The sequence below is a fragment of the Alteromonas sp. KS69 genome (assembly GCF_003989595.1).
Classification (GTDB): Bacteria; Pseudomonadota; Gammaproteobacteria; order Enterobacterales; family Alteromonadaceae; genus Alteromonas; species Alteromonas naphthalenivorans.
The window spans coordinates 1-26,255 of sequence record NZ_PYHU01000036.1 but is presented as its reverse complement, the minus strand read 5'-3'; the positions used below and the strand labels follow the sequence as shown (position 1 = coordinate 26,255).

Annotated in this window: 21 protein-coding genes; 4 read left to right on the top strand and 17 right to left on the bottom strand. The window is 44.4% G+C overall.

Annotation, left to right across the window (positions count from 1 at the left end):
• Nucleotides 1-3 precede the first annotated feature (3 nt).
• The 11 genes from C7Y69_RS16685 to murJ form a co-directional block, all read right to left on the bottom strand.
• Nucleotides 4-471 carry a type IV pilin protein gene (locus C7Y69_RS16685; protein WP_013783327.1) on the bottom strand — a complete coding sequence of 156 codons (468 nt, stop codon included), beginning with the start codon at nt 469-471 and terminating at the stop codon, nt 4-6.
• Nucleotides 468-4,550: a PilC/PilY family type IV pilus protein gene (locus C7Y69_RS16680; RefSeq protein ID WP_126873435.1), complete on the bottom strand. Its 4,083-nt coding sequence runs from the start codon at nt 4,548-4,550 to the stop codon at nt 468-470. Before C7Y69_RS16680 ends, C7Y69_RS16685 begins: the two co-directional genes overlap by 4 nt.
• 14 nt (nt 4,551-4,564) lie before the next feature.
• Entirely contained in the window at nt 4,565-5,128 is a 564-nt protein-coding gene (locus tag C7Y69_RS16675) for a PilX N-terminal domain-containing pilus assembly protein (protein WP_013783325.1), read from the bottom strand.
• Nucleotides 5,125-5,970, bottom strand: a complete 846-nt coding sequence (locus C7Y69_RS16670) for a PilW family protein (RefSeq protein WP_013783324.1) — start codon at nt 5,968-5,970, stop codon at nt 5,125-5,127. Before C7Y69_RS16670 ends, C7Y69_RS16675 begins: the two co-directional genes overlap by 4 nt.
• Nucleotides 5,967-6,599, bottom strand: coding sequence for a prepilin-type N-terminal cleavage/methylation domain-containing protein (locus C7Y69_RS16665; protein ID WP_126873434.1), 633 nt, complete (start codon nt 6,597-6,599; stop codon nt 5,967-5,969). The genes C7Y69_RS16670 and C7Y69_RS16665 overlap by 4 nt, the downstream gene beginning before the upstream one ends.
• Nucleotides 6,600-6,804: 205 nt before the next feature.
• Nucleotides 6,805-7,749 carry a 4-hydroxy-3-methylbut-2-enyl diphosphate reductase gene (gene ispH, locus C7Y69_RS16660; protein ID WP_126873433.1) on the bottom strand — a complete coding sequence of 315 codons (945 nt, stop codon included), beginning with the start codon at nt 7,747-7,749 and terminating at the stop codon, nt 6,805-6,807.
• A gap of 2 nt (nt 7,750-7,751) precedes the next feature.
• Nucleotides 7,752-8,225 carry an FKBP-type peptidyl-prolyl cis-trans isomerase gene (fkpB, locus tag C7Y69_RS16655; RefSeq protein ID WP_013783321.1) on the bottom strand — a complete coding sequence of 158 codons (474 nt, stop codon included), beginning with the start codon at nt 8,223-8,225 and terminating at the stop codon, nt 7,752-7,754.
• 11 nt (nt 8,226-8,236) lie between these two features.
• On the bottom strand, nt 8,237-8,782 hold the full coding sequence (lspA, locus tag C7Y69_RS16650; protein ID WP_013783320.1) for a signal peptidase II: 546 nt from the start codon (nt 8,780-8,782) through the stop codon (nt 8,237-8,239).
• A complete protein-coding gene (gene ileS / locus C7Y69_RS16645) occupies nt 8,775-11,594 on the bottom strand; it encodes an isoleucine--tRNA ligase (RefSeq protein WP_013783319.1) in 2,820 nt (939 codons plus the stop codon). Before ileS ends, lspA begins: the two co-directional genes overlap by 8 nt.
• 109 nt (nt 11,595-11,703) lie before the next feature.
• Nucleotides 11,704-12,624: a bifunctional riboflavin kinase/FAD synthetase gene (gene ribF, locus C7Y69_RS16640; protein ID WP_013783318.1), complete on the bottom strand. Its 921-nt coding sequence runs from the start codon at nt 12,622-12,624 to the stop codon at nt 11,704-11,706.
• Nucleotides 12,625-12,700: 76 nt separating this feature from the next.
• A complete protein-coding gene (gene murJ, locus C7Y69_RS16635; protein WP_013783317.1) occupies nt 12,701-14,257 on the bottom strand; it encodes a murein biosynthesis integral membrane protein MurJ in 1,557 nt (518 codons plus the stop codon).
• Between the two features lie 409 nt (nt 14,258-14,666).
• Here murJ and rpsT point away from each other — a divergent pair, with 409 nt between their 5' ends.
• Complete coding sequence (gene rpsT / locus C7Y69_RS16630; RefSeq protein ID WP_013783316.1) at nt 14,667-14,930, top strand: 30S ribosomal protein S20; 264 nt, start codon at nt 14,667-14,669, stop codon at nt 14,928-14,930.
• A gap of 104 nt (nt 14,931-15,034) precedes the next feature.
• Here rpsT and C7Y69_RS16625 read toward each other — a convergent pair whose 3' ends face one another.
• From C7Y69_RS16625 to C7Y69_RS16610, 4 genes are read right to left on the bottom strand one after another with little or no spacing between them, the layout of a single operon-like run.
• The gene (locus tag C7Y69_RS16625; RefSeq protein WP_013783315.1) at nt 15,035-15,787 is read right to left on the bottom strand and encodes an SDR family oxidoreductase; all 753 of its coding nucleotides are present in this window, start codon (nt 15,785-15,787) and stop codon (nt 15,035-15,037) included.
• Nucleotides 15,784-16,860, bottom strand: coding sequence for a phosphotransferase family protein (locus C7Y69_RS16620; protein ID WP_013783314.1), 1,077 nt, complete (start codon nt 16,858-16,860; stop codon nt 15,784-15,786). The genes C7Y69_RS16625 and C7Y69_RS16620 overlap by 4 nt, the downstream gene beginning before the upstream one ends.
• Nucleotides 16,861-16,863: 3 nt before the next feature.
• Nucleotides 16,864-17,748, bottom strand: a complete 885-nt coding sequence (locus tag C7Y69_RS16615; protein ID WP_126873432.1) for an SDR family oxidoreductase — start codon at nt 17,746-17,748, stop codon at nt 16,864-16,866.
• Between the two features lie 42 nt (nt 17,749-17,790).
• On the bottom strand, nt 17,791-18,696 hold the full coding sequence (locus tag C7Y69_RS16610; protein ID WP_126873431.1) for a bile acid:sodium symporter family protein: 906 nt from the start codon (nt 18,694-18,696) through the stop codon (nt 17,791-17,793).
• A 225-nt stretch (nt 18,697-18,921) separates the two neighbouring features.
• On the opposite strand from C7Y69_RS16610, the gene C7Y69_RS16605 reads away from it, so the two are divergent.
• Nucleotides 18,922-19,830: a LysR family transcriptional regulator gene (locus tag C7Y69_RS16605; RefSeq protein WP_126873430.1), complete on the top strand. Its 909-nt coding sequence runs from the start codon at nt 18,922-18,924 to the stop codon at nt 19,828-19,830.
• A 71-nt stretch (nt 19,831-19,901) separates the two neighbouring features.
• Here the strand turns inward: C7Y69_RS16605 and C7Y69_RS16600 are convergent, their stop codons facing one another.
• Nucleotides 19,902-21,917 carry a hypothetical protein gene (locus C7Y69_RS16600; RefSeq protein WP_126873429.1) on the bottom strand — a complete coding sequence of 672 codons (2,016 nt, stop codon included), beginning with the start codon at nt 21,915-21,917 and terminating at the stop codon, nt 19,902-19,904.
• Between the two features lie 307 nt (nt 21,918-22,224).
• Between C7Y69_RS16600 and C7Y69_RS16595 the strand changes: the two genes are divergently transcribed.
• Nucleotides 22,225-23,025 carry a UDP-2,3-diacylglucosamine diphosphatase gene (locus C7Y69_RS16595; RefSeq protein WP_126873428.1) on the top strand — a complete coding sequence of 267 codons (801 nt, stop codon included), beginning with the start codon at nt 22,225-22,227 and terminating at the stop codon, nt 23,023-23,025.
• Between the two features lie 128 nt (nt 23,026-23,153).
• A complete protein-coding gene (locus tag C7Y69_RS16590; RefSeq protein ID WP_013783309.1) occupies nt 23,154-24,890 on the top strand; it encodes a GNAT family N-acyltransferase in 1,737 nt (578 codons plus the stop codon).
• Between the two features lie 139 nt (nt 24,891-25,029).
• Here C7Y69_RS16590 and dapE read toward each other — a convergent pair whose 3' ends face one another.
• Complete coding sequence (dapE, locus tag C7Y69_RS16585) at nt 25,030-26,193, bottom strand: succinyl-diaminopimelate desuccinylase (RefSeq protein WP_013783308.1); 1,164 nt, start codon at nt 26,191-26,193, stop codon at nt 25,030-25,032.
• Between the last annotated feature and the right edge of the window lie 62 nt (nt 26,194-26,255).

The window sequence follows — 26,255 nt, the reverse complement described above, 5'->3', positions numbered from 1 at the left end:
GAATTAACAAGACCAGCAATACTCGCCCGCCGCCAACGAACCATTGTTGTTTACGTCCCAGCCTTTGCGGCCATCACTAAAATAAAACAGCGCGCCATCAGAAGCTTGCGCGGTGCTACTTACGGGTGTTGCTTTTAGCTGGTAACTGGTTGCATCGGCAGACACTATGGTAAGGTCGTAGCGTTTATTGCCCGCTGCTTCTGTAGAAGGCGAGTAAGTGGCAAATATGGTTGGTGCCCCTGTATTTGCGCCACCTGCACCCGCACCTTGGTAACTGAACGAGCCACTATGATGACGCTCCATTGCAGCAGCAAATGCCAGCATGTCTGCCTGCGCCGAGCCTCTATACCCATCAGTCATAAAAGACTGGTATGACGGGTAAGCAATACTGGCAAGAATGCCAACAATAGCCACCACGATCATTAATTCAATAAGGGAAAAGCCTTTATATTTTTCGTTACTACTAATCACTGAGATGTATCCTCTCGCTCAGTTTCAGAATGCCAACTGCCTCGTTGTATTCGTTCAAACTTACCATAAATATTTTGCGCTAAGCATTCAAACGCTGAATCACAGGGTTCTTCGTTGCCATCATCGTCGACACTGATAACAGTGGAAGCACACTCGGTACCAAGGCACACCACAGGACTGGTTATATCTTCAATAAGAATTTTAGTCTCTGGCGCGATCCCTGTTTGCTGTAACTCAACTGATCTGTCTGAACTATCAAGTTCGCCATTATTATTAAGGTCTGATACCGCATTCGCATTAAATAGGTTAACGAGATAAGCACGGCTATTTCCAGACGGCGGCGCACACAAACTGGTGCTACTTACCGCAGGCACATAAGTCGTAAAGAATATTTTGTAATCTACTATTAAAGGTGATGCCAATACTTTTTCGCCATCGGTGGTAAGCTCGATATACCACCCCGCTTTATTTGCAAAGCTTGATGCTGCCACCCCTTGCTCAGTTTCATCGCTACTGGTAAGCAAATGTTCGGTGGCATTATATAAATCGGACTCAGACACCGTGCTCATAAAGGTAAATTGACCACTCGCATCGCGACTAAAAACGCCCTCGTCTTTAAGCATATAAAAATTATCTTCTACTGTGACATCTAGCGGTGATGCTCGCCATCCACTACCCATTGCCACGGCATAATATAATTCGTCACCCAGCGCGACCTCTGAAACATCGGGGCCATAGTAAAAGCGACGATGAGTTTCAGCGGTGTCTCCAGCAAAATTAGCCAACCGAGCCCCTTTTATAAAGTTGCTGCCCGACTCGCCATTATAAATATCCATCCGGAACAGCTGCCCGCCCATGTCACCGACATACATATGGTCAGCGAAGCCATCGTTGTCTCTGTCGATTACGGATATACGACCTGGGATACTGTAGTTCATATCAGCTAGATTCAAATCTGCATCAGCGTTACTGGCGTGCCAAAGCAAGCTTCCAGTGTCTGCATCGAACATATAAACCGCATTTCCAATATTATCAGCACTTCTCACTAACTTATCATCTTGCGAGTCATCGTAACCGCCACCGATGATCATGACATTCTTCTCTTCGGTGCCGTAGCGAACTTTAGTGATAGTAGGGCGAGACCATGTTTGTCCTAATTTCTCAAGACCCGTACTGCCGCCTTCAATCACAAACTTAACCGTAGGTGACGTCTTCTGGGTAACATCAAATACATAATAATTACGGCCACCTCGTCGCATACCTAAATACAAGTAAGTCGACGTTCCCACTGTACGCAACACCATCTCGCCGTCTAAGCCGTAAACGTGATTAAACGTTGAGATATCCTCATAAAAATGGTGCAGGTTAGGCAGTAGCGCTTTAGGCATAATGCCAAAGTTTTCTTCACCGGTTTCTGCATCAAACGAATGCAGCATACCTTGGTTTGTGGCAACCAAAATGGCCGAGTCTGTGCTCCCGTAATTAACCACTACAGGCTGAGAATGAATGGGGTCGCCCATTTGAAGACGGTAGTCCGTTGTATCGCCGTCACCATCATTATCTTTAACATCTATGCCTCTTGCCCATTTAAGCAGTACTTCGCGAAGCGCATCTGCATCGAGTTCGTCATCCACACCTAGCAATGCTGTCGTAATTTCGCTGTTGTCTTCATGCAATTCGTTACTCGATTGAATGATATTTCCAGCACCATCGAAAACATACAAGTTACGGTTAGCAGTCATTTTACTCGCGGTACCGCCCTCTCGAACATCACTACCATCAACGAGAGTTGACCAGTAGCTATGAGAAGTATCTTTAAAAAATCCCGTATCACCATCGACAGCAACCAATGAGTTTTGATCTAAAATATTCTCACCATCTAATCGATATCGCTTAAGATTCCCTGGCCAGATAGCCCCTTCACTTGGCTTAAATAACGCAAAGTAAAGTTCGTCGTTATGGGTCAAGCGATTAAGTTGATTCACCGCTACACCCGGCGATACAAAGGTAGAATTAACATCTTTTACAGAGCGAAGAATAGTATTGAATGCCTCAAGCAACTCAGTGCTGTCATCGGCTTGATAGAATCCACCACCACTTTGTACTGCCAATTGGTTTAGGAAGTTATTGGCGGTACTATTTGCCGCAAATCCAATCGTATGGGTGATTACGCGACGATCAATAACCGATGTATCTGAGTCACTGACATTTTTCACAAGATTTAAACCACACTTTTCACCGCCACTACCGGTACAACTATCACCTAGTAACGACTCGATAAGTGAGACACTGTGATTATTGTTTGCTTCACCGTCAGACAGTAAAACAATATGGTTGTTGGTCTGGCACTGCAGGTCATTCACCGGTGATATATAGGTTGCCCCACTAGGGATATATTCATTAATACAGTCGCTGTCAGACAAGTTGTCATCGGAACACCCATTTGGCTGAACGGCATCCCCCCCCAGATAAGCGCTTCTATGACTGACACGCGTATTCTTCCTCACCGTGTTTGATACATTATAATTACCACGGGTTAGTCCATAATCAACGTCTCTGCCGCCGTAATAGTTAACCGCCTCATATAATGTATCTACGATGGGTGTATAACCGCTAGCAGTAAGCTCATCAACTTTACTGATCAGGTGTTCTCTTACTGTCGATGTCTGTCCAGGTGTGGCGGAACCATTAAACTTAACGACTAATTTTGCGGCAGACGACTGAGAGCCACTGTAGGTATAAGCACCTCGATAGCCCGTGAAGTCACTAAACACGAACGCCATTGCATTACCGGATTGCCATCCTGCTCTATCTACAATCTCTTTAACGACACCTGATAAATCGGGCGAGGCGTAATCGTTTCCCGATGAAAATGACCCCATAGACCAGGTTACACCTGACGTTTTGCCAATATTTCTAAGCAAATATCGATTTCCAGAAGAGAAATCGTCAGCATCATTAGCAGCAACACCGCGAATTAACATGCTCGAGTTGTTCTGGTTGTAGCTGCTATAGGCTGTTAATTCTATGTAGGCTTCGGTAATTTCAGCCCCTTGAGGGATGTTTACATTTTGAAAGCGAACGCCTATGTAGCTGTTGTAATTACTTGAGAACGTAAGCTCTGAGCCTGTATTTTCATAACCGTTGTTATTTTCTTCTATGTTGTCGTTAGAACGGCTAACTTGGTAAACACTTTCACCGCTGATACAACCTGTAGCGGTTGTATCATCATAAGACACCACCAATTGCGGCGACCCAGTTTGCCCAGAGTCAAATGCTCGGGCTTCTCGGCTACTGGCAGCATCTGAACTTGTGCCTTCTATAAGAATGTTGAGGTCTTTGCCCCCGCACCACTGTGGCAAATCTACAATTTCTTGAATAATCGATGAGATATCTGGCGTGGCAATGACCTCATCAGCAGAAGGAAAATCATTGTTACTTACCCATTCAACTTCTGATGCAGTTTTGGTTCTTGACGAAAGGTTGTTATATGCCGTGGAAAATTCCGTGCTAGTGGCTGACGCCTCTCCACTTATCGTGAGTGTGGTGCCCGCTATATTAAATTTTTCTGATGTAAAACGAAGGTGCGCACTGAGTATCGTTGCCCCTTGAGGAATATTCATCTCAGTAAAACGCATTCCGGATGTGACTATATTCGTGCCAGAGCTCAACACCAGGTCGTTAGCCGTAGTATTTACTGTACCGTTGATTTCTGACGCATCGTGACTGCTTGCACCCGTTGAGGTGATAAGCTCCGGTTGAATAGCATCGTCAATTCCGCTTACTGGAAAGAGTATAGGGCCACCATAGTCGGAAAAACGCATAAGGCCGGCATCTATATTGGTGGCTGACGTTAACGCCTCTTTAAGTGCGTTTTGTACTCTAAGAATGCGTGATTGGCCGGTGCCATCTTTGCCCGTCATACTGCCTGACGTATCCATAATAAAGAGTACATTTGGATTATAAGTAGCAGACTCTGACGCCGTGCCTAAGTAAATATCCAAATCATCACCGACAGCAGAAAAGCCAATGCAAGAAAACATCACTACCGAGACAAAAAAACTACTCACGCGCTTCATAATTATTACTCTTTTTATTGTGACGCAGGGCCAAACACTGATGCCGCTAGGGAGTTCGCAACCACCGTAGATTTACCACCTACTTTGCCGCAGCCTCTAATAATAAATACGTGGCAATTTACGTTGCTACCACCAATAACGTTGCTTGAACCTCGACATGCTTGCTCTCTTATAAACGCTGTACGAGACCAGCTTTTGGTACTCGCCATGGTTTGATAAGTACCATTTGTCGTGTGTTCATTACCCCACGATAGACCACCTTCGGTCATGTACCTATCAGTCCATTCATTTTCATCGAAACAGCTCATTGTTTCTGTTTCAGGTTCGTAGGGGTCAAGCTGGCGTGCCGCAGAAAGAGGGTCAACTTTAGTGCTATCTTGTAACAGGGATTCGTCCTCCGACTCAAAAAACACCCCCGCAATAGCCGCTTCCGCAGCGTCGAATGCTAGCCCCGTCTGCTGCATTGACATTGCCATTTTAGATTGGGATAGGCTACTGGTTACCGCACTTACGCCTAAAATGGTGAGAGAGAGCAACACTAACAATGCAAACACCATTACTAATCCACGCTGTTTCATTGAATGCTCCTAACAAAGTTTTTCACATTTCTAAGTGACACTGTTTTAGCAAAAACCTGATAATAATGGCTCGAATCTAGCGTAACTTGATTCTCGTTTAGTAATGCAAATGTAGGGGCTGAAGTTTGCTGAACTTGATTTTGATAGCTTTTAAGTAAGATCCCCCAGCGCAATGCAACCACTTGTTGATTCTGTGCTCGTAGCGCAGCCAACTTATCGGCCGTCACATAGGTTATCGCTTGCCCATTAGAATCCTCAGCAACATCACTAACGCCATATTGAAGTTGGAAGTTACTTACATTGTCTAGCAAGGTCACAGTATTTGGTGAAACGGATTGTGTTTTTAGGCCCCGTAATACTCGCCCATCGTAGCCTGTACATTTAAATTCATTGCCGCTAACGTAGTATCGGTTAACCACATGAAACTCATCACCTGCGGCATAACCATGCTTACTGCCCGTACAGTCTGTAGAGGCAAGCAAATTCACCACTAACACGTCATTTGCACCACTTGATGCTTGCGTGCTTCCGAGCGTAGTGTTTGAGACGAAGTCTCCGGCTAACCCAATTGGCTTATTCTCAATAAATCCAGCCTCCGCCACCGTATCAACTGAGTTATCGATAGACGCGACAATAGTGTCATAGCGACCAATTTCGTAAAACTCACTACTAAGCCGGCTTGTTATATAACGTCCAGACTCCTGAACCTGTGCCACCGCTTGATTAAGTTTGTTCGTTACACTACTACTCACTAATACCTGAATTATCGCGCCAGATATCACCAGCCCTAAGGCCAATGAAATCATTAACTCTACAAGCGAAAAACCCTTTACACGCTTCACAAGGTTAAGTCCTTAATCACACAGGCGTTACTGTCTGAGTCATTTGGATTGCAACGCGTATTTAAGGTGTAATTTTGACTACCTGCTGATGCTACCGGCCACGCTAGAATAACTTGCAGCCGTGAGCCCGCACTGCAACTGTAAACATCTGCTACGTTAGTATCTGTACAGGTTAATGACAGTGTGGTTTGAGGGTTAGTTTGTACTGCCGCGCAAGATAATGCCCAGCCATCGTATTTAGCCATATCCAGCTCGTTGCAGGTGGCGGTTTCACAATTGGGCACTCCAGAAGGACGACTCAAACAAAAACATTTATAAGGATGGGTGGAACCCGAGCAGGTGAGCCCGTTGAAGTTGTAATTGCTTGCATTGAAATATTGGTTGTTAACCACAATGCCATCACCTACCGTTGCCACACGCGCAGCAGCACGTAAGCGCTCTGCAACTTGAGCCGCAACAAATTCGCTTTGCGTGCGGCTAATCGCATCTTTGTTCGCAAAAGATCCTGTGAATTGAAGAGCAGCCACCCCGAGTAAACCAATGGCAAGAATGAACATAGTGACAAGCACCTCAATAAGGCCAACGCCTTGTTGCTTATCCAATCCACTAGTGTTTATCGTTCGATTCATAGTCCCTGCATTGCCCAATGGCATTCACGCTAAAATTTAGACACAACCTTATGTTTAGCATTCTATGCTAAAAATTTCTTGCTCAAGGTATAAGCAACCATAAAACGTATCAGATTGTATTACCATTAGACGATAGCGTAAAAAAAAGCACCGCATATCAATGCGGTGCTTTTAAATTCAGCCCAATTTTTATACCTAAAAGGCGCTAGCTTACTTGTTTGACTCTAAGCTCCTTAGGAACCGCGAATTCAACATTTTCTTCTCGGCCAGCACGTTCGGAAGCAGAAACCGCTCCCCATGCTTTAAGCTTATCAACCACGCCTTGAACTAACACCTCGGGTGCAGAAGCACCTGCCGTTACTCCAATATGCTCAACATCTTTAAGCCAACTTTCCTGAATGCAATTCGCATCAGCAATTAAGTACGCCTTCGCACCAATTTTTTCGGCTAGTTCACGTAAACGATTCGAATTTGAGCTGTTTTGAGCGCCAACCACCAACAGTACTTGGCAATCTTGAGATAGATCCCGCACGGCGTCTTGACGATTTTGGGTGGCATAGCAAATATCGTCTTTACGTGGTCCTTGAATATCAGGGAAACGTTCACGCAATGCATCAATAACATCTGCAGTATCATCAACAGATAAAGTCGTTTGGCTGCAGTAATAGAGATTTTTGGCATCTTTTACTTCAAGGGTCGCTACATCGGCTTCAGACTCGACAAGGTAAATTCCACCCTCATCATTGCTGTACTGCCCCATCGTCCCCTCAACCTCGGGATGTCCTGCATGGCCAATCAAAATACATTCAGTGCCTGTTTTACTCGCACGGGTCACTTCCATATGCACTTTAGTCACTAATGGGCAAGTAGCATCAAATACCTTTAATCCACGATTTTCGGCTTCTTTTCTTACTGCTTGAGAGACCCCATGGGCAGAAAAAATAACAATGCAGTTGTCGGGCACTTCATGCAATTCATCTACAAAAATAGCACCACGCTCACGTAGACCATCAACCACAAACTTATTGTGAACGACTTCATGGCGAACATAGATTGGCGGCTCAAATATTTCGAGTGCTCTTTCTACAATGGTGATGGCTCTGTCTACACCGGCACAAAAACCACGAGGATTGGCAAGATGAATTTGCATAATTACTGATCACCTTTTGATGTAGGTGCAGGTGCAACTTTTACATCGACAATTTCAACATCGAAAATAACCGTTTGCCCAGCTAATGGGTGGTTAAAATCTACCGTTATCGAGTCGCCCGCGACACTTCTGATAATACCGGGTATTTCTGAGCCATCTGGCTGAGAAAACGCAAGAATAGCACCTTCTTGAATTTCCAAGTCAGCACCAAAACGGCTTCTATCCATGTAATGGATATTATTAGGGTTAGGCTCACCGAAGGCATCGTTCGCGGCTAACGTGAACGATTTCTTTTCACCCTTTTGAAGTCCTAGTAAGCAAGCTTCAAAGTTAGGGGTAAGACTACCGTCACCCATTACCATTTTCGCGGGCTTATTATTTACGCGGGTGCTGTCAGCGGCTGAGCCATCTTCAAGTTTTAAGTCAAAGTGAAGAATAACTTCGCTGTCAGAACCAATAATTAGGTTGTCGGTCATTGTGGCTCCGGTTACTGCTTTGACGTGCTGGTTGAATCGGCGCTTTTATGTTTCTCGCCGTTCTTGAACATATCAATAATTAATAGGGCTGCACCAATAAATATCGCGCTATCGGCAATATTGAAGGCAGGCCAGTGCATGTTGTTTACATGAAAATCGAGGAAATCGATAACATATCCATGCACTAAACGGTCGTAAACATTACCTAGCGCGCCACCCAAAATAAAAGAAAAGGCGACAGGCAATAAGGTCTGATTTTTGGGTGATTGTTTTAACCACCATAAAATAACCACACTGACGACAGTAGCGATGGCAGTAAAAAACCATCGCTGCCAGCCACCGGCACTATCAAGAAAGCTAAATGCCGCGCCGTAATTGTGTACGTAGGTTAAATTGAAAAACGGTAATACCTCTATCGATTGATAAAGTGACATACCGCCTAACACTGCGTATTTGGTAACCTGATCTAGCGCAAATGCAATTAGGGTTATCCAGAGAAACCGTAAACCGGTTTCACTGAATAACTTAGGCTTGGTATCCGCCGTAGTATTAAGCATACTGACGCGTTTCCCCTTCGCCATCAATGTTGGTTACACAACGGCCACATAATTCTTCGTGTCCCTTATGGGTGCCAACATCTTCGCGATGGTGCCAACAGCGAACACATTTGTCGCCGCTTGCTTTGTTTACACTTAACCATAAACCTTCAACATCGGTAGCCGCAGCATTGTCTGGTGCGCCTTCTACTTTTGTCAGGTTCACTGCTGATGTAATCAATACAAAGCGCAGTTCATCTTCAAGTGAAGCCAAGGTGTTAAACAAAGACTCTGTAGCATACAAGTCAATCTTAGCTTCTAACGAACCGCCTAACTGACCGTCTTTACGCGCTTGTTCCATGGCTTGGTTTGCAGCGTCTTTTACGCTTAATACCTGATGCCATAGTTCGTCGTTAAATACGTCACTTTGCGTGAAGCTGTTAAAGCCTTCGTACCAGGTTTCGGTAAATACAAATTCACTACGCTCGCCCGGTAAAGCTTCCCAAATCTCTTGCGCCGTAAAGCTTGTGATGGGTGCCATCCAACGAACTAACGCTTCCATAATATGGTAAAGCGCAGTTTGACAAGAGCGGCGTGCATTGCCGTCAGATTTTGCCGTGTACTGTCTGTCTTTAATAACATCTAGGTAGAATGAACCTAACTCGATGGAACAGAAGTGCATCAGCTTTTGCGTAACGACTAACAAATCGTACTTTTCAAACGCTTCAACAAGTTCTTCTTGTAGTGCTTTCGCACGCGCCACAATCCAGCGGTCTAGTGCCACCATCTCGTCTTCTGGCAAAGCATCTTCTGGCACAAAGCCATTAAGGTTTGCTAGTAAGAAACGTGACGTGTTACGTAAACGACGATATGCATCAGCAGCACGTTTTAAAATTTCATCAGACACCGCAATTTCACCGCGGTAATCAGTAGACGCAACCCATAAGCGAAGAATGTCTGCGCCTAGTTTGTTCGTCACTTCTTGCGGTGCAACTACGTTACCTACCGACTTCGACATCTTTCTGCCGTGAGCATCTACGGTAAAGCCATGAGTTAACACTTCTTTATAGGGTGCGTGGCCATGCATGGCGGTAGACGTCATTAGCGATGACATAAACCAACCACGATGTTGGTCTGACCCTTCTAGGTACAAATCGGCGCTAGCGGGAATGTCTTCACGTTGGTCAACCACAAAGTAGTGCGTGACACCTGAGTCGAACCATACATCTAGGGTATCGGTGACTTTGTCGTAGTTATCGGCTTCGCTACCTAGTAGTGCAGCATCATCGATATCCCACCAGGCTTGAATACCTTTAGTTTCCACCTCAGCGGCCACTTTTTCCATAAGTGCAACTGACTCAGGGTGAAGTTCACCGGTAAGTTTGTGCACGTACAAAGGAATAGGAACGCCCCATGTACGCTGGCGAGAAATACACCAGTCTGGACGACCTTCTACCATTTTCTGGATGCGGTTTTCGCCCCACTCTGGGATCCACTTAGTTTGTTTGATTTGTTCGATTGACTCAGCACGTAAGCCTTTTTTATCCATGCTGATAAACCACTGCGGCGTAGCACGGAAAATGATAGGCGTTTTATGGCGCCAGCAATGCGGGTAACTGTGCTCATATTTCACGTTAAGCACAAGGTTACCGTGCTCTTTTACCGTTTCAACAATGGTATCATTGGCTTTAAATACGAACTGGCCGGCAAATAAAGGCGTGTTTTCTAAATACACACCATTGTTACCGACTGGGTTGTACACTTCAATGTCGTATTGTTTACCTACATTGAAATCGTCAACACCGTGAGCAGGCGCGGTGTGAACACAACCTGTACCTGATTCAGTGGTAACGTGCTCACCCAAAATTAGCGGTACTTTTAAATCTAAGAACGGATGATTAACTAGCAGTTTATCTAAGCTTGAACCTACACAGGTCGCTACTTCACGATACTCTTCAATACCGTAGCGCGTCATGCAGCTTTCAAGCAAATCTTGCGCAACCACTAACCATTCGTTGGTCGACGTGATTTCTACAATCGCGTAGGTTAATTCTGGGTGCAAGCTGATGGCGCGGTTGGCAGGCAGCGTCCACGGGGTCGTTGTCCAGATAACCACGCCCGCTTTGTGCGCGGTTAAGTCTTCACTACTTACACCAAACGCAGCCGCAATAGCGTCTACATCAGCAACAGGGAATTTCACATCAATAGCAGGTGAAATTTTGTCTTGGTATTCTACTTCTGCTTCTGCCAACGCAGAACCACAGTCTGTACACCAATGAACTGGCTTGAAGCCTTTCTCTAAGTGGCCCGATTCAACCACTTTACCCAGTGCGCGAATAATGTCGGCTTCTGAGCGAAAATCCATGGTTTTATAAGGATTGTCCCAGGTACCGAATACACCAAGACGTTTAAAGTCAGCCATTTGGCCATCAATTTGACGTTGTGCGTATTCGCGGCACTTTTGGCGAAACTCAGCAGCCGTCACTTTTTTGCCCGGCTTACCCACTTTCTTCTCTACCATCAATTCAATAGGCAAACCGTGACAGTCCCAACCCGGCACATACGGCGAGTCGAAATCTGACAGTGTTTTTGACTTAACAATAATGTCTTTAAGAATTTTATTTACTGCGTGACCAATATGAATATCGCCGTTTGCGTACGGAGGGCCATCATGAAGAATGAAAGGCTTCTTACCTTTCTTCGCTTCTCTAATCTTTGTGTATACCCCTTTTTCCTGCCAGTCTTTAAGCATTTTAGGCTCACGCTGAGCAAGGTTGCCGCGCATAGGAAAGGCGGTTTCGGGTAGGTTTAATGTGGCTTTATAATCACTCATATAATTGTATTATCCGGTTACCTTTAATAATACCCAACGCCTCGTTAGGCGCTGTATAGGCTTGCATTGGTCGACGCTATGTTAAGCGTGGTGACTTTATCACGTTTCACTATTCTAATAACAGGCGCGCCTTAGCGGCATCGGCCTGTATTTGTGCTTTTAGTATCTCAAACGAGTCAAATTTCTGTTCATCTCGTATTTTTGCAACAGGAAACACGGTCATTGGTTTCCCGTACAGGTCGGCTGACATATCGAAGATGTGCACCTCTAACTGGTTTCGCACCCCGTTTAACGTGGGGCGAGTACCAATGTTTGCCACGCCATTGAATTTTTTTCCATCTACGGCAACATGTACCGCGAAAACGCCGTGAATTGGTGCTCTGCAACGCTTCAGCATGACATTGGCGGTAGGAAACCCTATCGTGCGCCCTTTCTTTTCACCATGTACAACTCGACCATACACAGCAAACGGCCTACCTAACATTTCTTCACCAAGCGCAAAATCCGAATCAGCCAGTGCTTCTCGCACTGCAGTAGAGCTAATACGATGAGCATGCATCATAAAGCTTTGCGTGCTAACCACTTCAAAGCCGTACTTTTGCCCAGCGGCTTGCAGCATGGCAAAGTCGCCTTTACGACCTTGGCCAAAGCGAAAGTCATCGCCGACCACAAGAAATTTAACCCCGAGCTTATCCACCAGCAAATCATGCACGAAGGTATCGGCACTTTGACTGGCAAAAGCTCTGTTAAAACGCACAGCCAATAAACGATCGACGCCTTGCTGTTTCAGCAATTCGTACTTTTCACGCAATGGACTGATGCGTGCAGGCGCTCTATCAGGTGTAAATACTTCCTCGGGTTGAGGTTCAAACACCATCACCGTGGCCGGCAACCCCAGCGCTTTGGCTTTTTGAAGCACATTACTCAGTACTGCCTGATGGCCCAAGTGCACGCCATCAAACTTTCCGATAGTTAGTACACACCCGCTGTGTTGCGGTTTTACGTTGTTAAGCCCGCGGATAAATTCCACTATTAGCCACTGCCTTTAGTTACTACTGAAAATTCAAAGCTCGCGATTATAAACGACCCAGCACGGAATACCAATATTAGCCGCCCCCACTTTTGAAATGACGACGTCTTGCACCCAATAAAATCATGCATGAGAAGAAAGCGGCGGCAGATAATGTGATAGTAATGGCGACATCCACCACTTGCACTGTCCATTCAAGGTCGAAAAATGCCACGCCCTTATCGCGATAATAAATCACTGCCCCCATCACTGCGCTGGCAATGAGTACTCTAATTATAAACATTACTGAGGTACGACTTAATACAAAAACCCCTTGTTTGTGCAGCGTAATATAAAGCAATGTGGCATTAAGTGTAGCCGACATGCTTGTAGCAATTGCTAAGCCCACATAGCCAAACCAAATTGCTAATAGGTTAAACACCATATTGGCGACCATGCACCAAATACCAAATTTAACCGGGGTTTTAGTGTCTTGGCGCGAGTAAAAACCAGGAGCGAGAACTTTTACTAACATAAAGCTCAATAAACCAAATGCGTAAGCGGTTAAAGAATAAGAGGCCATGGTGGCCGTTTCAGCCGTAAAGGCACCCCGCTGGAATATCACGGTTAAAATTGGTCGCGCCATGGTGGCTAAGCCTACGGCGGCTGGAATACCAAGCAAACACACCATACGAAATGCCCAATCTATATTGGCTGAAAAAGCTTTAGGATCTTTACTTACATGATTACGCGACAGCGCCGGCAATATTACCGTGGCGATAGCGATACCAAACAGCCCTAACGGGAATTCTAACAAACGGTCGGAGTAATATAGCCAGCTAATAGAGCCTGTCATCAGGAAGCTGGCGATAAAGGTATCGAACAGCAAGTTAATTTGCCCTACCGACACCCCAAACAATGCAGGGATCATCAAGGTGCGCACCTTAACAACGTTTTCATCTCGCCAGCCCCATTTGGGCTTTACTAATAATCCCGCCCGATACAAAAATGGCAGTTGGAAGGCAAGTTGTACTATACCGCCTATAAACACCCCCCACGCTAATGCGAAAGCGGGTTGCTCCATATCGGGAGCTAAAAAGACCGCACAGGCTATAATGCATACGTTAAGTAGCACTGGCGTAAACGCTGCTACTGCAAATTTGTTTAGTGTATTTAAGATAGCCCCTGCCAAGCCTGTTAACGATACAAAGGCAAGATAGGGGAAGGTGATTTTCAGCATGGTTGATGCGAGTAAGAATTTATCTCCTGCCTCATCGCCCTGTACCCACGCAATGAACCACCCTGTGCCGAACAGCGCGGCTAAAACTGGCGACGCGATAACGCCTACAAGGGAAACCACAAACACAATGGCCCCAAGCGTGCCGGAAATTTTAGCAACAAATGCTTTAAGCTCTGCTTTCTCGTGATTTTGGTGTACTTCGGTTAATACCGGAATGAACGCTTGCGCAAATGCCCCCTCGGCAAATAATCGGCGCAGGAAGTTAGGAATTTTATTTGCAAAGAAAAACACGTCGGCGGCAGCGCCATCACCCATTAGCCTTGCCACTACCACATCTCGCACTAACCCTAACACGCGGGATATCAACGTCATTACGCTGACAATAAGGCCTGATTTTAATAACTTCCGTGACACTAAGACTATTCCAATAGATACATTTCATTCACTTAAGCGCTCAATCATAACGAAACCCTGTTACCGGCGAAACGTATTATTCAAAATATAAGTGCATCTCATGAATTTTTTTTGCTATAATCCGCGCCCGTTGTGGGTATGGTTTCGTACTGTTTCATTTGTATCTGTGTGCTGTATCTGTGCACATGAGTACATATGTACAATAGCCATTTCGTTCTGCACTTTTTATTTGGCGCTTTATTAGCGCCTTTGTTAAGAACAGGCCGAAAAACCAAAGCATTCGATAAACATCTTATTTAATGTAGAAATTAACTTTCTACTTATTGGGTAAAATCGTTTGACTTTTGGCTGGATGATAGGCAAAATCCGCACCCTCGTTTTTGACATGAATTTATTTGGGAGTTACACCTTGGCTAACATCAAGTCTGCTAAGAAACGTGCAATCCAAGCCGAAAAGCGTCGCCAGCATAACGCTAGCCGTCGCTCCATGACTCGTACAAGCTTGAAGAAAGTAGTAGCTGCTATCGCTAGTGGTGATAAAGAAGGTGCACAAACTGCATTTGCTGCTGCAACTCCAATTCTTGACAGAATGGCTACTAAAGGTTTGATTCACAAGAATAAAGCTGCTCGTCACAAGAGCCGCCTAGCTGCACAAATTAAAGCTTTAGCTTAAATTTTACAGTTAGTAAAAAAGCGCCTATTGGCGCTTTTTTTGTGTCTTTTTTTTGTGTCCTTTGTTCGAGGCTTTTATCAGAAGCTTTTATTAGTGTTTTGGCACTAACTCATTTTGCGAATGGTGCTTGAAGGCGCGACACGTAGTACCCAATGTAATAATGCCCACGGCCAACTTGGCACATAAGACACCGCTTTTTCCTTATTAATGGCTTTTACCAACGCCTTACAGCCGGTTTCGGTATCGACAATAAACGGCACTTTTTCTACCGTTTCATTAATTTCGGTACGAATAAACCCTGGATGTACACAGCTAACCTTAATTGGTGTATTCATCACATCTAAGCGGATCCCCTCTGTCATAGACGTAAGCCCTGCTTTAGTGGCGGCATACACCGTCATAGCGCGTCTGAAGCCTCTTACCGCACTAATTGATGAAATCGTTACTAGATGACCTTCATTTTGCGCTCTGAAAATAGTCATGGCCGCTTCGGCTTGCGCCAGTGCAGCCACAAAATTGGTCTCTGCGGTTTGCTTATTTGCATTAAAAAAACCCGTACCAATAGAGGCGCCCTTGCCCATGCCCGCATTAACAATAACTCTATCGAGTTGCCCCATCTCTTGTTTAAACGCATCAAACACTTCAAATACTGCGTTATGATCATTTACATCAAGGGACTTAATTAGCACCTTGATGTTAGGATTTACCGCTAGCAGTTCGCTTCTAAGTTCTTCTAAGCGGTCTAAACGTCTTGCGCACAATGCTAAGTTGCTACCTTGCTTTGCGAACTCCGCCGCCATTCCTTTACCAAGGCCTGAGCTTGCGCCCGTGATCAGAATATTTTGTCTTGTTGTCATTTTCTTTTTCCTGATTTACGAATGGCCTTTTTACAACGCCACATTAAGTAGTGAATGAATATCCAAAAGTTTTTAAACGCGGGGTTATTGGTTTGACCGTGGTGATAGCGATAGTAAATTTGTTGTGCAATACCCGCTAATCGAAACAAGCCGTACACTTCATAAAAAGTGAAATCATCAACGTCAACGCCCATTTGCTTGCAGTAATAAGCCACCACTTCATCTCGTGTCATCATGCCAGCAAGGTGGGTAGGTTGCCTGCGGGTAGATTGGGCCAGAAAATCATCATCTGCATTCACCCAATAGGCTAACGTATTACCTAAATCCATTAATGGATCGCCAAGGGTGGCCAATTCCCAATCAAGCACACCTAAAATTTTGGTGTAGTCGTTTGGATCTAACACCACATTGTCGAATCTAAAATCGTTATGGGTAATGCAAATACGCTCATTGCTTGGCATATTCGCCTCAAGCCACCGCATAACCCCTTTGCCCGAGGGAACATTCCAGGTTTTTGCTTTCGTATAGCGCTCACTCCAGCCTGTAATTTGGCGCTCTATGTAACCACTACCTTTTCCAATCGTGTCTAAACCAGCCGCCTTATAGTCAACCTTATGTAGCTCTATTAAGCTATCGAGTACATTTTTACACAGCTGATGGGTCTGTTCTGGGGAGGTCTTTAAATCACGAGGAAGATTCTTACGTGGAATAACGCCTGTCAGCTTTTCCATGATATAGAATTCTGTGCCAATTACGGCTTCATCATCGCAATATGCCAGCATATCGGGCACATAGCTATACACCGGCTTCAGCGCTGCTTGAAGGCGATACTCTCGCCCCATATCATGGGCACCTTTTGCTTTAGTGCCCGCGGGCGCACGGCGTAATATTAACGACGTATTTTCGTATTCAAGACAATAAGTCCAGTTAGACGCACCGCCTGAATATTGGGTCACCGTAGGTGTGCCGATGAGGTCTTGAATATGATTTTTTAGCCACCCATCGACAACATTAACGTCTAGCTCTTCGCCTTCTCTTACTGATACTGCTTTATCTAATACTGTATTCGTCATGGGTTACCGTTTTTCCATTGCACGTTTCATCGCTTTGGTTTGTTTTAGCATGTTGTTAATATACATTTGGGTGGGAAGTAGCTTCTTCATCAAAAATGCACGCTTGCCCAATTTGTGGGTAAGGATTAAAAATCGTTTTTTGGCAACCTGATCGCAGATACTTTGCGCAACCTCTTCTTTGGTCATATCTGCTTTTTTGAAAAACCGCGCCATCATTTTGTGCATGGCAGGGTTATCGCTACGCATCGACTCATCAAGATTAGTTTTAAAGAAGCTAGGGCAAACCACACTCACATCGATATTATCAGGCGCAAGCTCTAGCTTCATGGTCTCAGACAGTGATACCACCGCCGCCTTCACCGCGTTATAGCTGTTCATGTAAGGAATAGGCGTTAGCCCCGCTTGGGAGGCAATATTGACAAAATAGCCCGCGCCCTGCGCTTTAAACAAGGGCAGCATGGCCTTGCTGACGCGAACCATGCCTAATAGGTTGATATTGAAAATCCACTTCCACTGCGCAATACTTTCATCGCTTAAACTACCGCCGGACGCCACGCCTGCGTTATTAAACACAACATCAACACCGCCCCATCGTGCTTCTATCGCGGTAACCAAATTAGCGACATCATCATCTTGGGTAATGTCGCATGGTTGATAGAAAGCCTCTGTGCCTTTTTCCGTTAGTAGCGCTAAGGTTTCTTGCCCTCGCTGCTCATGGATATCAGCGATACAAATTTTCAATTGTTCGCCGTTTTTACCGGGTTGCTCGCTTAACGCAAGGGCAATAGCTTGCCCTAATCCCGTGGCACCACCGGTGATAAGGATGCGCTTTTCTTTATTATCTGTTTTTAGGTTATTTATTTTTAGGTTATTGGTTTCTGTACCCATGTTTTGTACTCGTATGTTTTGCTCTTATTGTTAACGCGCAGCCTAGGCTTTTTGAGTAGCGAGTGGTTTGTCCTTACCGTCACTTTTAGTTTTATTTTTCAAACGCTTCGACCACACAGCTAAAAGCCCCGGGCCTGCATACATAGTTAATCCGTAAACCCCAGCCGCCACAGCAAATTCAGGCGAGTTCAAAAAGGTAATACAAATCAACATAGCTAGCGCAGCGTTTTGTACACCCACTTCTATCGACAGTGTAATACCGTCAATTTTTGACAACTTAAAGGCAAAAGCCAAAATAAGCCCCAGCACTACTGCTGAAATATTCAGTGCTAAGCACACCAGTAAGGCTTCTTCCAATGACGCCATTAAATTCGCCCGCTCACTGATTAATATGCCAACGATCATGGCAATCATGAACCATAATGAAAAGGTTCTAAAAAAGTCTTCTACCTTAATAGAAAATGCAGGTTTGAAGTGGCGTATTGCCATACCAATGATGACTGGCACTATCGACACGCACACCAAACCGACAACGGTAGTAACAATGGAAAATGAAGGCGCGTTCTCACCGGCGAAATAATCCATTGAATAATGAATAATAAAGGGCGTTGAGAATACGCAAATAAAAGTCGATAGCGCGGTTAAACTTACTGATAGCGCTAGATTTGCACGCCCAATATGACTGATTAAGTTACTCATGGTGCCACCAGGACACGCTGATAAAATCATAATGCCAATCGCCATCGCCGGATGGAGGGAAAATGCCAAACACAAACCAAACGCCAATAAGGGGAGCAATACAGTTTGCCCCACCAGCCCCACCACAATGGGCTTAGGTGCTTTAAGTAACCGGGTAAAGTCAGCTACGGTTAACGTAAGCCCCATACCAAACATCACGAAAGCCAAGGCCAGTGGAAGAAGTATTTCGGTAAAAATCGAGGCCTGCATATATGCCCTTTGTTATTGTAATAATAGTAAATAAGCCAGTTTACAAACTGCTACTAAACTTTCTGTGTACCTCATGGCCGAAACGTCATTCTGACAGCAGCACCCGACCACCCAGCCTACTGCTTAACAGTTTAGCTACAAAACCACACTTTAATTAACATTTAAACCAGTGTAACCTCGAATAAAATAAATAGAAATGATACTTTTTTATGGAATTTCATAAATATGATGCATGGAAAAATAGATTTAAATTTGTTTTTTGTTCTTAAAGCTGTGTATGAAGAAGAGAGTATTACTGCGGCCGCTAAAGCATTACATTTAACGCAACCGGCAGTAAGTCATGCAATGTCGCGTCTACGAGATAAATTTGATGATGAGTTATTCGTGCGCCACAGCAGACGAATGGTGCCAACCCCGTTGTGCCAATCTATCATTCAGCCTATAAAAGAGGCTCTCGCGCACTTAGAATCTACGCTGTCAGACCCCATCGATTTTGATATCAGCCGCTATAAAAGAGAAATAAGGTTAGGGTTAAGAGATATTCTTGAGTCAACGTTCTTACCGGCACTTATTCCCGAGCTTTTGCAAAATGCAGCGAATATTACGGTAACCAGCAGGCGGGTTACCCGCCCTGAACTTGAAACCGCCCTTACTAATAAAGAACTCGATATCGTCATCGATGCATTGGTGCCTACTGGCCCTGATATCCGTTCAACACTGGTGTGCGACGAGCATTTCGTGCTTATCTGTGCGAAAGAACACCCCATTTTAAAAGATAAAACGCTAGCCAATTATGTATCAGCATCCCACGTTCTGGTGACCTTGAAAGACTCTCGATTAGATACGGTAGACTTAGCGCTTGCGAAACAAAACGCCACGCGACAATTTGCGCTACAGTGCGAACATTACTTCGCTGCCGCAAGTGTAGTCAGTAAATCAGATTTATTACTTACTGTACCAAGTCGTTATGCACAGCAGATTACTAGCAGCCTGCCAGTTGCCGTTACCACACTGCCCTTTGACGTACCACTTATGCCCATTCACATGTATTGGCACAAGCAAGCGGATGAGGATTTAGTGAATAAGTGGATGCGAGAGAAGTTACTGGCGTTAGCCGATGAGCTTCTTTTTTAAAGAAATGATAAATGAAGGCTAGCGAACGCCAGCCTTCATCGGTTTTATTATTGTACTAACTATTGCACTGGTTATTGAACTGGCAAGGTTATCGTACCTGACTCCTGTTCTCCAGCCAGCGTTTGGTACTCATAAGAGAATGTTACCGTAGACTGATAGGAAGCCGTGTTATCACTTGCGTAAACTCCCATGTAACGACGATACTTGAAAATACCGCTGTCTATAGATGTTCCACGAACGTAGTTGACGTTAGCATTGTTCGACACGTTTTCATTATCAGCCACTTTTAACGCCATAGATTTTGATATATTAATATCTCCATCGAATACAATTGCATATTGGCCAGACAATGGGTATGGGGTTCCCCCCTCGTTGTAACCCGTGGTCGAAATAATCAGATAGTTCAGTGTATTGATAGAAACAGGGAAGTACATATACACCGAGGAAGACCAATCACTAACACTGGAAAGCTGGCCTGCTGTGTTTTCGGGCACGATGATAGTGCCGTTAGAATAGTGATTTTCGTTATCGATAATCACGTCATTTATATCAAAAACCTCCGCACCAGACACAGGCGTAACAAACGTGTAATCATCTTCATAAAACTCAACGTCTATTTCGTCTGACTGTGCCGACACGCTTCCAATGGTATAGGTATATTCTGTATTGCTTGTAAGCTCAGCGTCTGGAGTCAAGGTTTGTTTTGTACCATTTAAAGCCTCAGAAAGGGCCAAAGGCACTGAAGTTTCGTTGCTGTTTATATAGGTATAACCCGCTGGAACGCTATCTGAGTCAGATTCATTTCCTAACGTTATACTAACTTCATTATATGATAATAAGGCTTCGCTCTCATCGAGAGTAACAGCCTCAGAGTAATACACACTATAAGCAAACGTTTCGCTATTTATGCTGCTGGTCACCACTTCTAAATTAGACTGCGCTTCAACCTCACGAGCTAACAACACTATAGAAACAGTATCGCTATCAGCAATGGTGTAATAACTATTTGAATCGTAACCACTAGTTTGGATATTCAGTGATACTTCACCTGTTGAACTATCCGTAGACTGATTAACCCAGATGTACCCACTTGAGTAAGTCGTATCATTAACGGTGAGCGATGGCATCGAAAGCTGCACATTTCCATCAAAAGGAACCGTAACGGTATACGCCTCTTCTGCATCATTATAAGTAGATTCAATGCCCTCTTCGCCCTGCATTGAGAACACCGCGCCTTCAACAATCGAACCATTTGCATCGATTAATGAGATGGAAATTAGTTTATCTTCTACCACATCGTCGACAGAAGGAGTTAACACAAGTTCTTCATCTTCAAATGTGTTCGCTTGATATAAATAAAGAAGACTTCCCGAAGTACTTCCAACAGAAGACGGCTCTATATCAAAATCCGGCTCCCCATCGTCATCTAAGTCAACATTAGCTGTTAACGTGACATACAGGTCTTTTGGCAAGGTGATATCATATTGGTTTGTGTCAGTGTTATAAGTTGATTGGTGTAAATAATCGAAAGCAGTACTTCCAGGCTCTCCGCTATACGAATACCCTGTAAAGGACAAACCTGTTATAAACTCACCACTGGCTTCATTAACGATACTAAAGGAGATATCGACAGGTTCAGAAACAGACAGCTCACCGATATCACTATACACATTGCCACCACTAGCGGAGGACGTGTTTACGAAGAAAGCACGAGGCAGTAAACTTTCATCGGTTGAAGATACAAGAATAATTAAATCAGAATTCGCCGGCAAACCTTCTACCGTAAATTTACCATCCACCGCCTCTATGCCATCTACAATGACCGTATCACCTTGCAGAACAGAAACAAGTGCATTTGCGGCAGGCGCATCAGTTCCCGAATTCACAACAATACCTGCGAACGTTACTGTAAAGGTCTCATTGTCAACTTGGTCGCTCAAAAGTTGATTTTGTTCTGCGAGAATAGTGTTCTGCTGGTTTAAAGCGTCTATAACCCCGTCATTACTATCATCATCAACTTCAATACAACCTGTCAGTGCGATAGAGAGTGCTAAGGGAATAGGGGCGAGCTTTCTATTAATTTTCATTGTACTTCCTTTTTTATTATTTTAACTGAATTGAATAATTCTGAACTTTGCAAGGAAAAGTAAGTGCTACGAGGTGTAGCGCGTAACGAAAAGAAAGTCGATATCGAAGGGTACTTCCATCCTTGAAATTAGCTTTAGAATACCTAAACATTTTCTAATATGCACTAGGGTTAACAGCAAAAATTCATGCATCTTATTTATAATGCCTTAAGTCTCAGCTGTAACACTATCGTCAAACAAGCGTCACCATTTTGTCAATTAACCTCCATATAGTGGCGTTCCAAGGCAATCGCTTTGGGACCTTGCTATGAAAAAAACACATTACCGCACACTTTGGCTTTCTGATATTCACCTTGGCAATCGTGATTGCAAAGCTGAATACCTACTTTCGTTTTTAAACAGTGTCACCGTCGACACCCTTTATTTGGTTGGCGACATTGTCGATATGTGGCAAATGACAAAACAATTTCGTTGGCCACAAGCGCACAATCAAGTTATGCATAAACTAATGGCGATGAGCCAAGATGGCACCCGCGTCGTTTATCTTCCGGGTAACCACGATGAACCAATACAGTCCTATTCTGGAATGGCATTTGGCGATATCGAGATTGAGCGCCAACTTGTTCATACCACGGCCCAAGGCAAACGCTATCTTGTGCTACATGGCGATCAATTTGATGGCGATGTCACCATGGGTAAATTTCATGCCTGGATTGGCGATAAAGGTTACGACTTACTGCTGTTTTTAAACCGCGAGTTCAATCGTTTTCGCAGCTGGCGTAAACGTGAGTACTGGTCACTTGCCGGTTACATTAAAAAGCATATCAAAGGGGCAAACGAAGCGATTGCTCGCTACCGTCAGGCTTGCTGTTCACGAGCAGCAGAAATGGGGCTTGACGGGGTAATTTGCGGTCACATTCATCACCCTGAAAGCACAATGGAAAACGGTATTCATTACATCAACGATGGCGATTGGATGGAAAACTGCAGTGCCTTGGGTGAAGACGAAAATGGAAATTTAAACCTTATCTATTCCCTTGAGAACATGAACAACGCAGATAATGTTACGCCACTTAAAGTGAAAAATTCACCATCGAAAGCAGCATAAGCATATCACTTGAACCCGCGTTTCATGATGCATGAAACGCGGGCCTCTGCATTGTCAGATAACTGACATCAAACTGTGTGAAAAACGTCATATTCCCCTGCTATTGTTCGCAAAAACCGAGAAAGACTATGTTTACTGTTGATGAAGTACTAAATAAACACTATCCCCAAGTGGCTAACAACCCCTTGTTGTTTAGGTCTTTATCGTTTGTGCTGCGCCACCTTTTGCATGAACGAGAAATAATAGAGTTCGGCGAAACCTATCCTCATTACGAAGACATCGATTTTGTAGAGCAAGTGCTCGAATACTTCAATATTAGTTACTCTACCCGAGATGTAGAGAAAGAGCGTATTCCCTCACAAGGTCGTGTGGTGATTATTGCCAACCACCCTATCGGCTCACTAGACGCCCTTGCGCTAATTAAACTGGTTAGTGAAGTGCGTCACGACTTAAAAGTAGTGGCGAACCAAATGCTCATGGCCATTGAGCCTTTGCATGACATGCTGCTACCAGTCAATAATATGCAAGGCGGTACGCCGAAACAGCATTTAGGGGCTATTCAAAACCACCTGCAATCAGACGGCGCCATTTTAATATTTCCCGCTGGAGAAGTGTCACGACTACGCCCTCAAGGTGTGCGGGACACCCTATGGCATTCAGGCTTTTTACGTATAGCCCGACAAGCCAAGTCCCCTATTCTTCCGGTTTATATTGATGCCAAAAATAGCCCGCTATTTTATGGGGTGTCTATGGTGTACAAACCCTTAGCCACCGCGCTGCTGGTGAAAGAAATGTTTAAGCAACGCAAAAAACACCTTCCTATGCGAATTGGCGAGCTTATTCCTTTCGAGTCTTACCAACAAACCAGCATAGCGCTAAAAGATCAGGTCAAACTATTTAAGCGCCACTTATACCGCATTGGCAGTAACAAGAAAGGTATTTTCGACACGCAAGCCCCTGTGGCCATGCCGGAAGATAGAAAAGAGCTTTCCCGTGCAATGAAGCAGTGCGAACATTTAGGCCACACTAGCGACGGCCAGTCGATATATTTGTACCAACATAAAAACTGCTCACCAATTATGCGTGAAATTGGCCGCTTAAGGGAAGTGGCCTTTCGTGCGGTAGGTGAAGGTACTAACAAACGCCGCGATATAGACCAATACGATACTTACTACTATCACTTAATTCTTTGGGATGAGAGTAATTTAGAGATTGTGGGCGCATATCGTTTTGGCGATGCTGAGTTACTGAGTCATAAAGACCACCCTACCGGTTTATATTCGGCAACGTTGTTCGACTATGGAAGTGAGGAAAGTAACAGCACCTTGTTCAAAGAAGGGCTCGAACTTGGTCGTAGCTTTGTTCAACCCTGTTACTGGGGTAAACGTAGTTTAGATTATTTATGGGTTGGCATAGGTGCATTTTTAAATCGCTACCCGAAATATCGATACATGTTTGGCGCGGTGTCTTTAAGCAATGCTTACCCTCAACCAGCTAAAGACTTAATTGTACAGTTCTACTCTACGTACTTTCCGGCTAAGTTTGGGCAAGCCACTTCTAAGCGGCCTTATCAAATGTCGCAAGATCCCTTGTATACTTTTACCGGTAACGACTATAAATCTGAGTTTACTCAGTTAAAGCATTTACTCGCCAATATGGGCGTGAACGTACCTACCTTATACAAGCAATACAGCGAACTATCGAAAACCGGTGGCGTGGCGTTCTTAGATTTTAATGTAGACCCTGACTTTAACGACTGCATAGACGGCCTAGTGGTGGTCGATTTAGAAGCGTTAACCCAAAAGAAAAAGGAACGCTATTTAGGAGCAACACAATTAAAACCTGAGCTTAAAAAGTCAGCGTAGAGGTTTACAAAAGGCTAATATAGGTGGCTTGATTACCTGATTTTCGTCAAGCACCCTATATAAGACACTACACTAAAATAAGAAAAGCGCCCGTTGGCGCTTTTTTTATTCTCGTTGGCATATGAATCTAATACAGGCGTTACAGACTCAATAAAACATCTGTAAAAATATCTTCTAGGGTCACAATATCGGATAGGTGAACGTGTTCATTAACTTGGTGGATGGTGGCATTTGGTACACCCACTTCTACCACTTGTGTTGTGTCTGATGCAAAAAACCGCCCGTCTGAGGTACCGCCAGACGTGCTGACCACGGGGTAACGTCCAGTGGCTTGTCGAATGGCTTTTTCTGTAATATTAATTAAGCACCGCTTTTCTGTATTGCTTCTACTCAAATAGGATTCACAGGGTCTAGACCAGCTTATCGAAGCCTCGCTATCTACTTCAGCGGTAATACGTGTTAATAACTTAACTAAGCTGTCACGGTTAAATTGCCATGCGTAACGCACATTAAATTCAATACGGGTACTACCCGGCACCAAATTATCAGTAAACGCGCCCGTATCTACGTGAGTGACTTGCAAAGACGTACCTGGAAAGTCGAGGCTACCTTGTTCAAACTCGTAGGAGGATAACGCCTGTATGATACGGCTTGCTTTGTGAATTGCGTTATCGCACGTATGCGGGTAAGCAACATGCCCTTGTTTTCCCGATACCAAAATTGTGCCCGACAATGAACCTCTGCGGCCTACTTTAATGGTGTCGCCGGTAGTATGCGTAGCAGTAGGCTCGCCTACTAAGCACATATCAAGTGTAATGTGTTTAGCATCTAAATAGGCCTTTATCCATTTAGAGCCATATTCAGCCTCGCCTTCTTCATCACTGGTAATCAACCACCAATACGTATATTGGTTTGAATTCATTGATGGTAGCGCTCTTTCTGTTGCTGCTAGCATGGCAGCAACACCGGTTTTCATATCGGCAGCGCCACGACCATAAAGCTTATTTTGACTTATCACTGGGCAAAAGGGATTAGATTTCCATTGTTCTAATGGGCCTGGTGGCACTACATCGGTGTGGCCAGAAAAAGCAAAATGGATAGGCCCATCCCCCCATTTAGCGATTAAATTAGTCACCCCTTCCACTTTGTGCTTTTCACATGCAAAGCCTAGCTTTTCTAATCGGTGCATTAGATAGCTTTGGCACCCAGCGTCAACGGGGGTAATGGATTCCCGTGCCATAAGCACTTCTGCAAAATGAATGCTTCTAGCGTGGTGGACCAACGAAAGCGCAGTATTGTTCATAAGAATAAATGAAGTCTAAGTTTGCTTACCTGTTATTACACAAGGCTATGTTCTGCTAAATT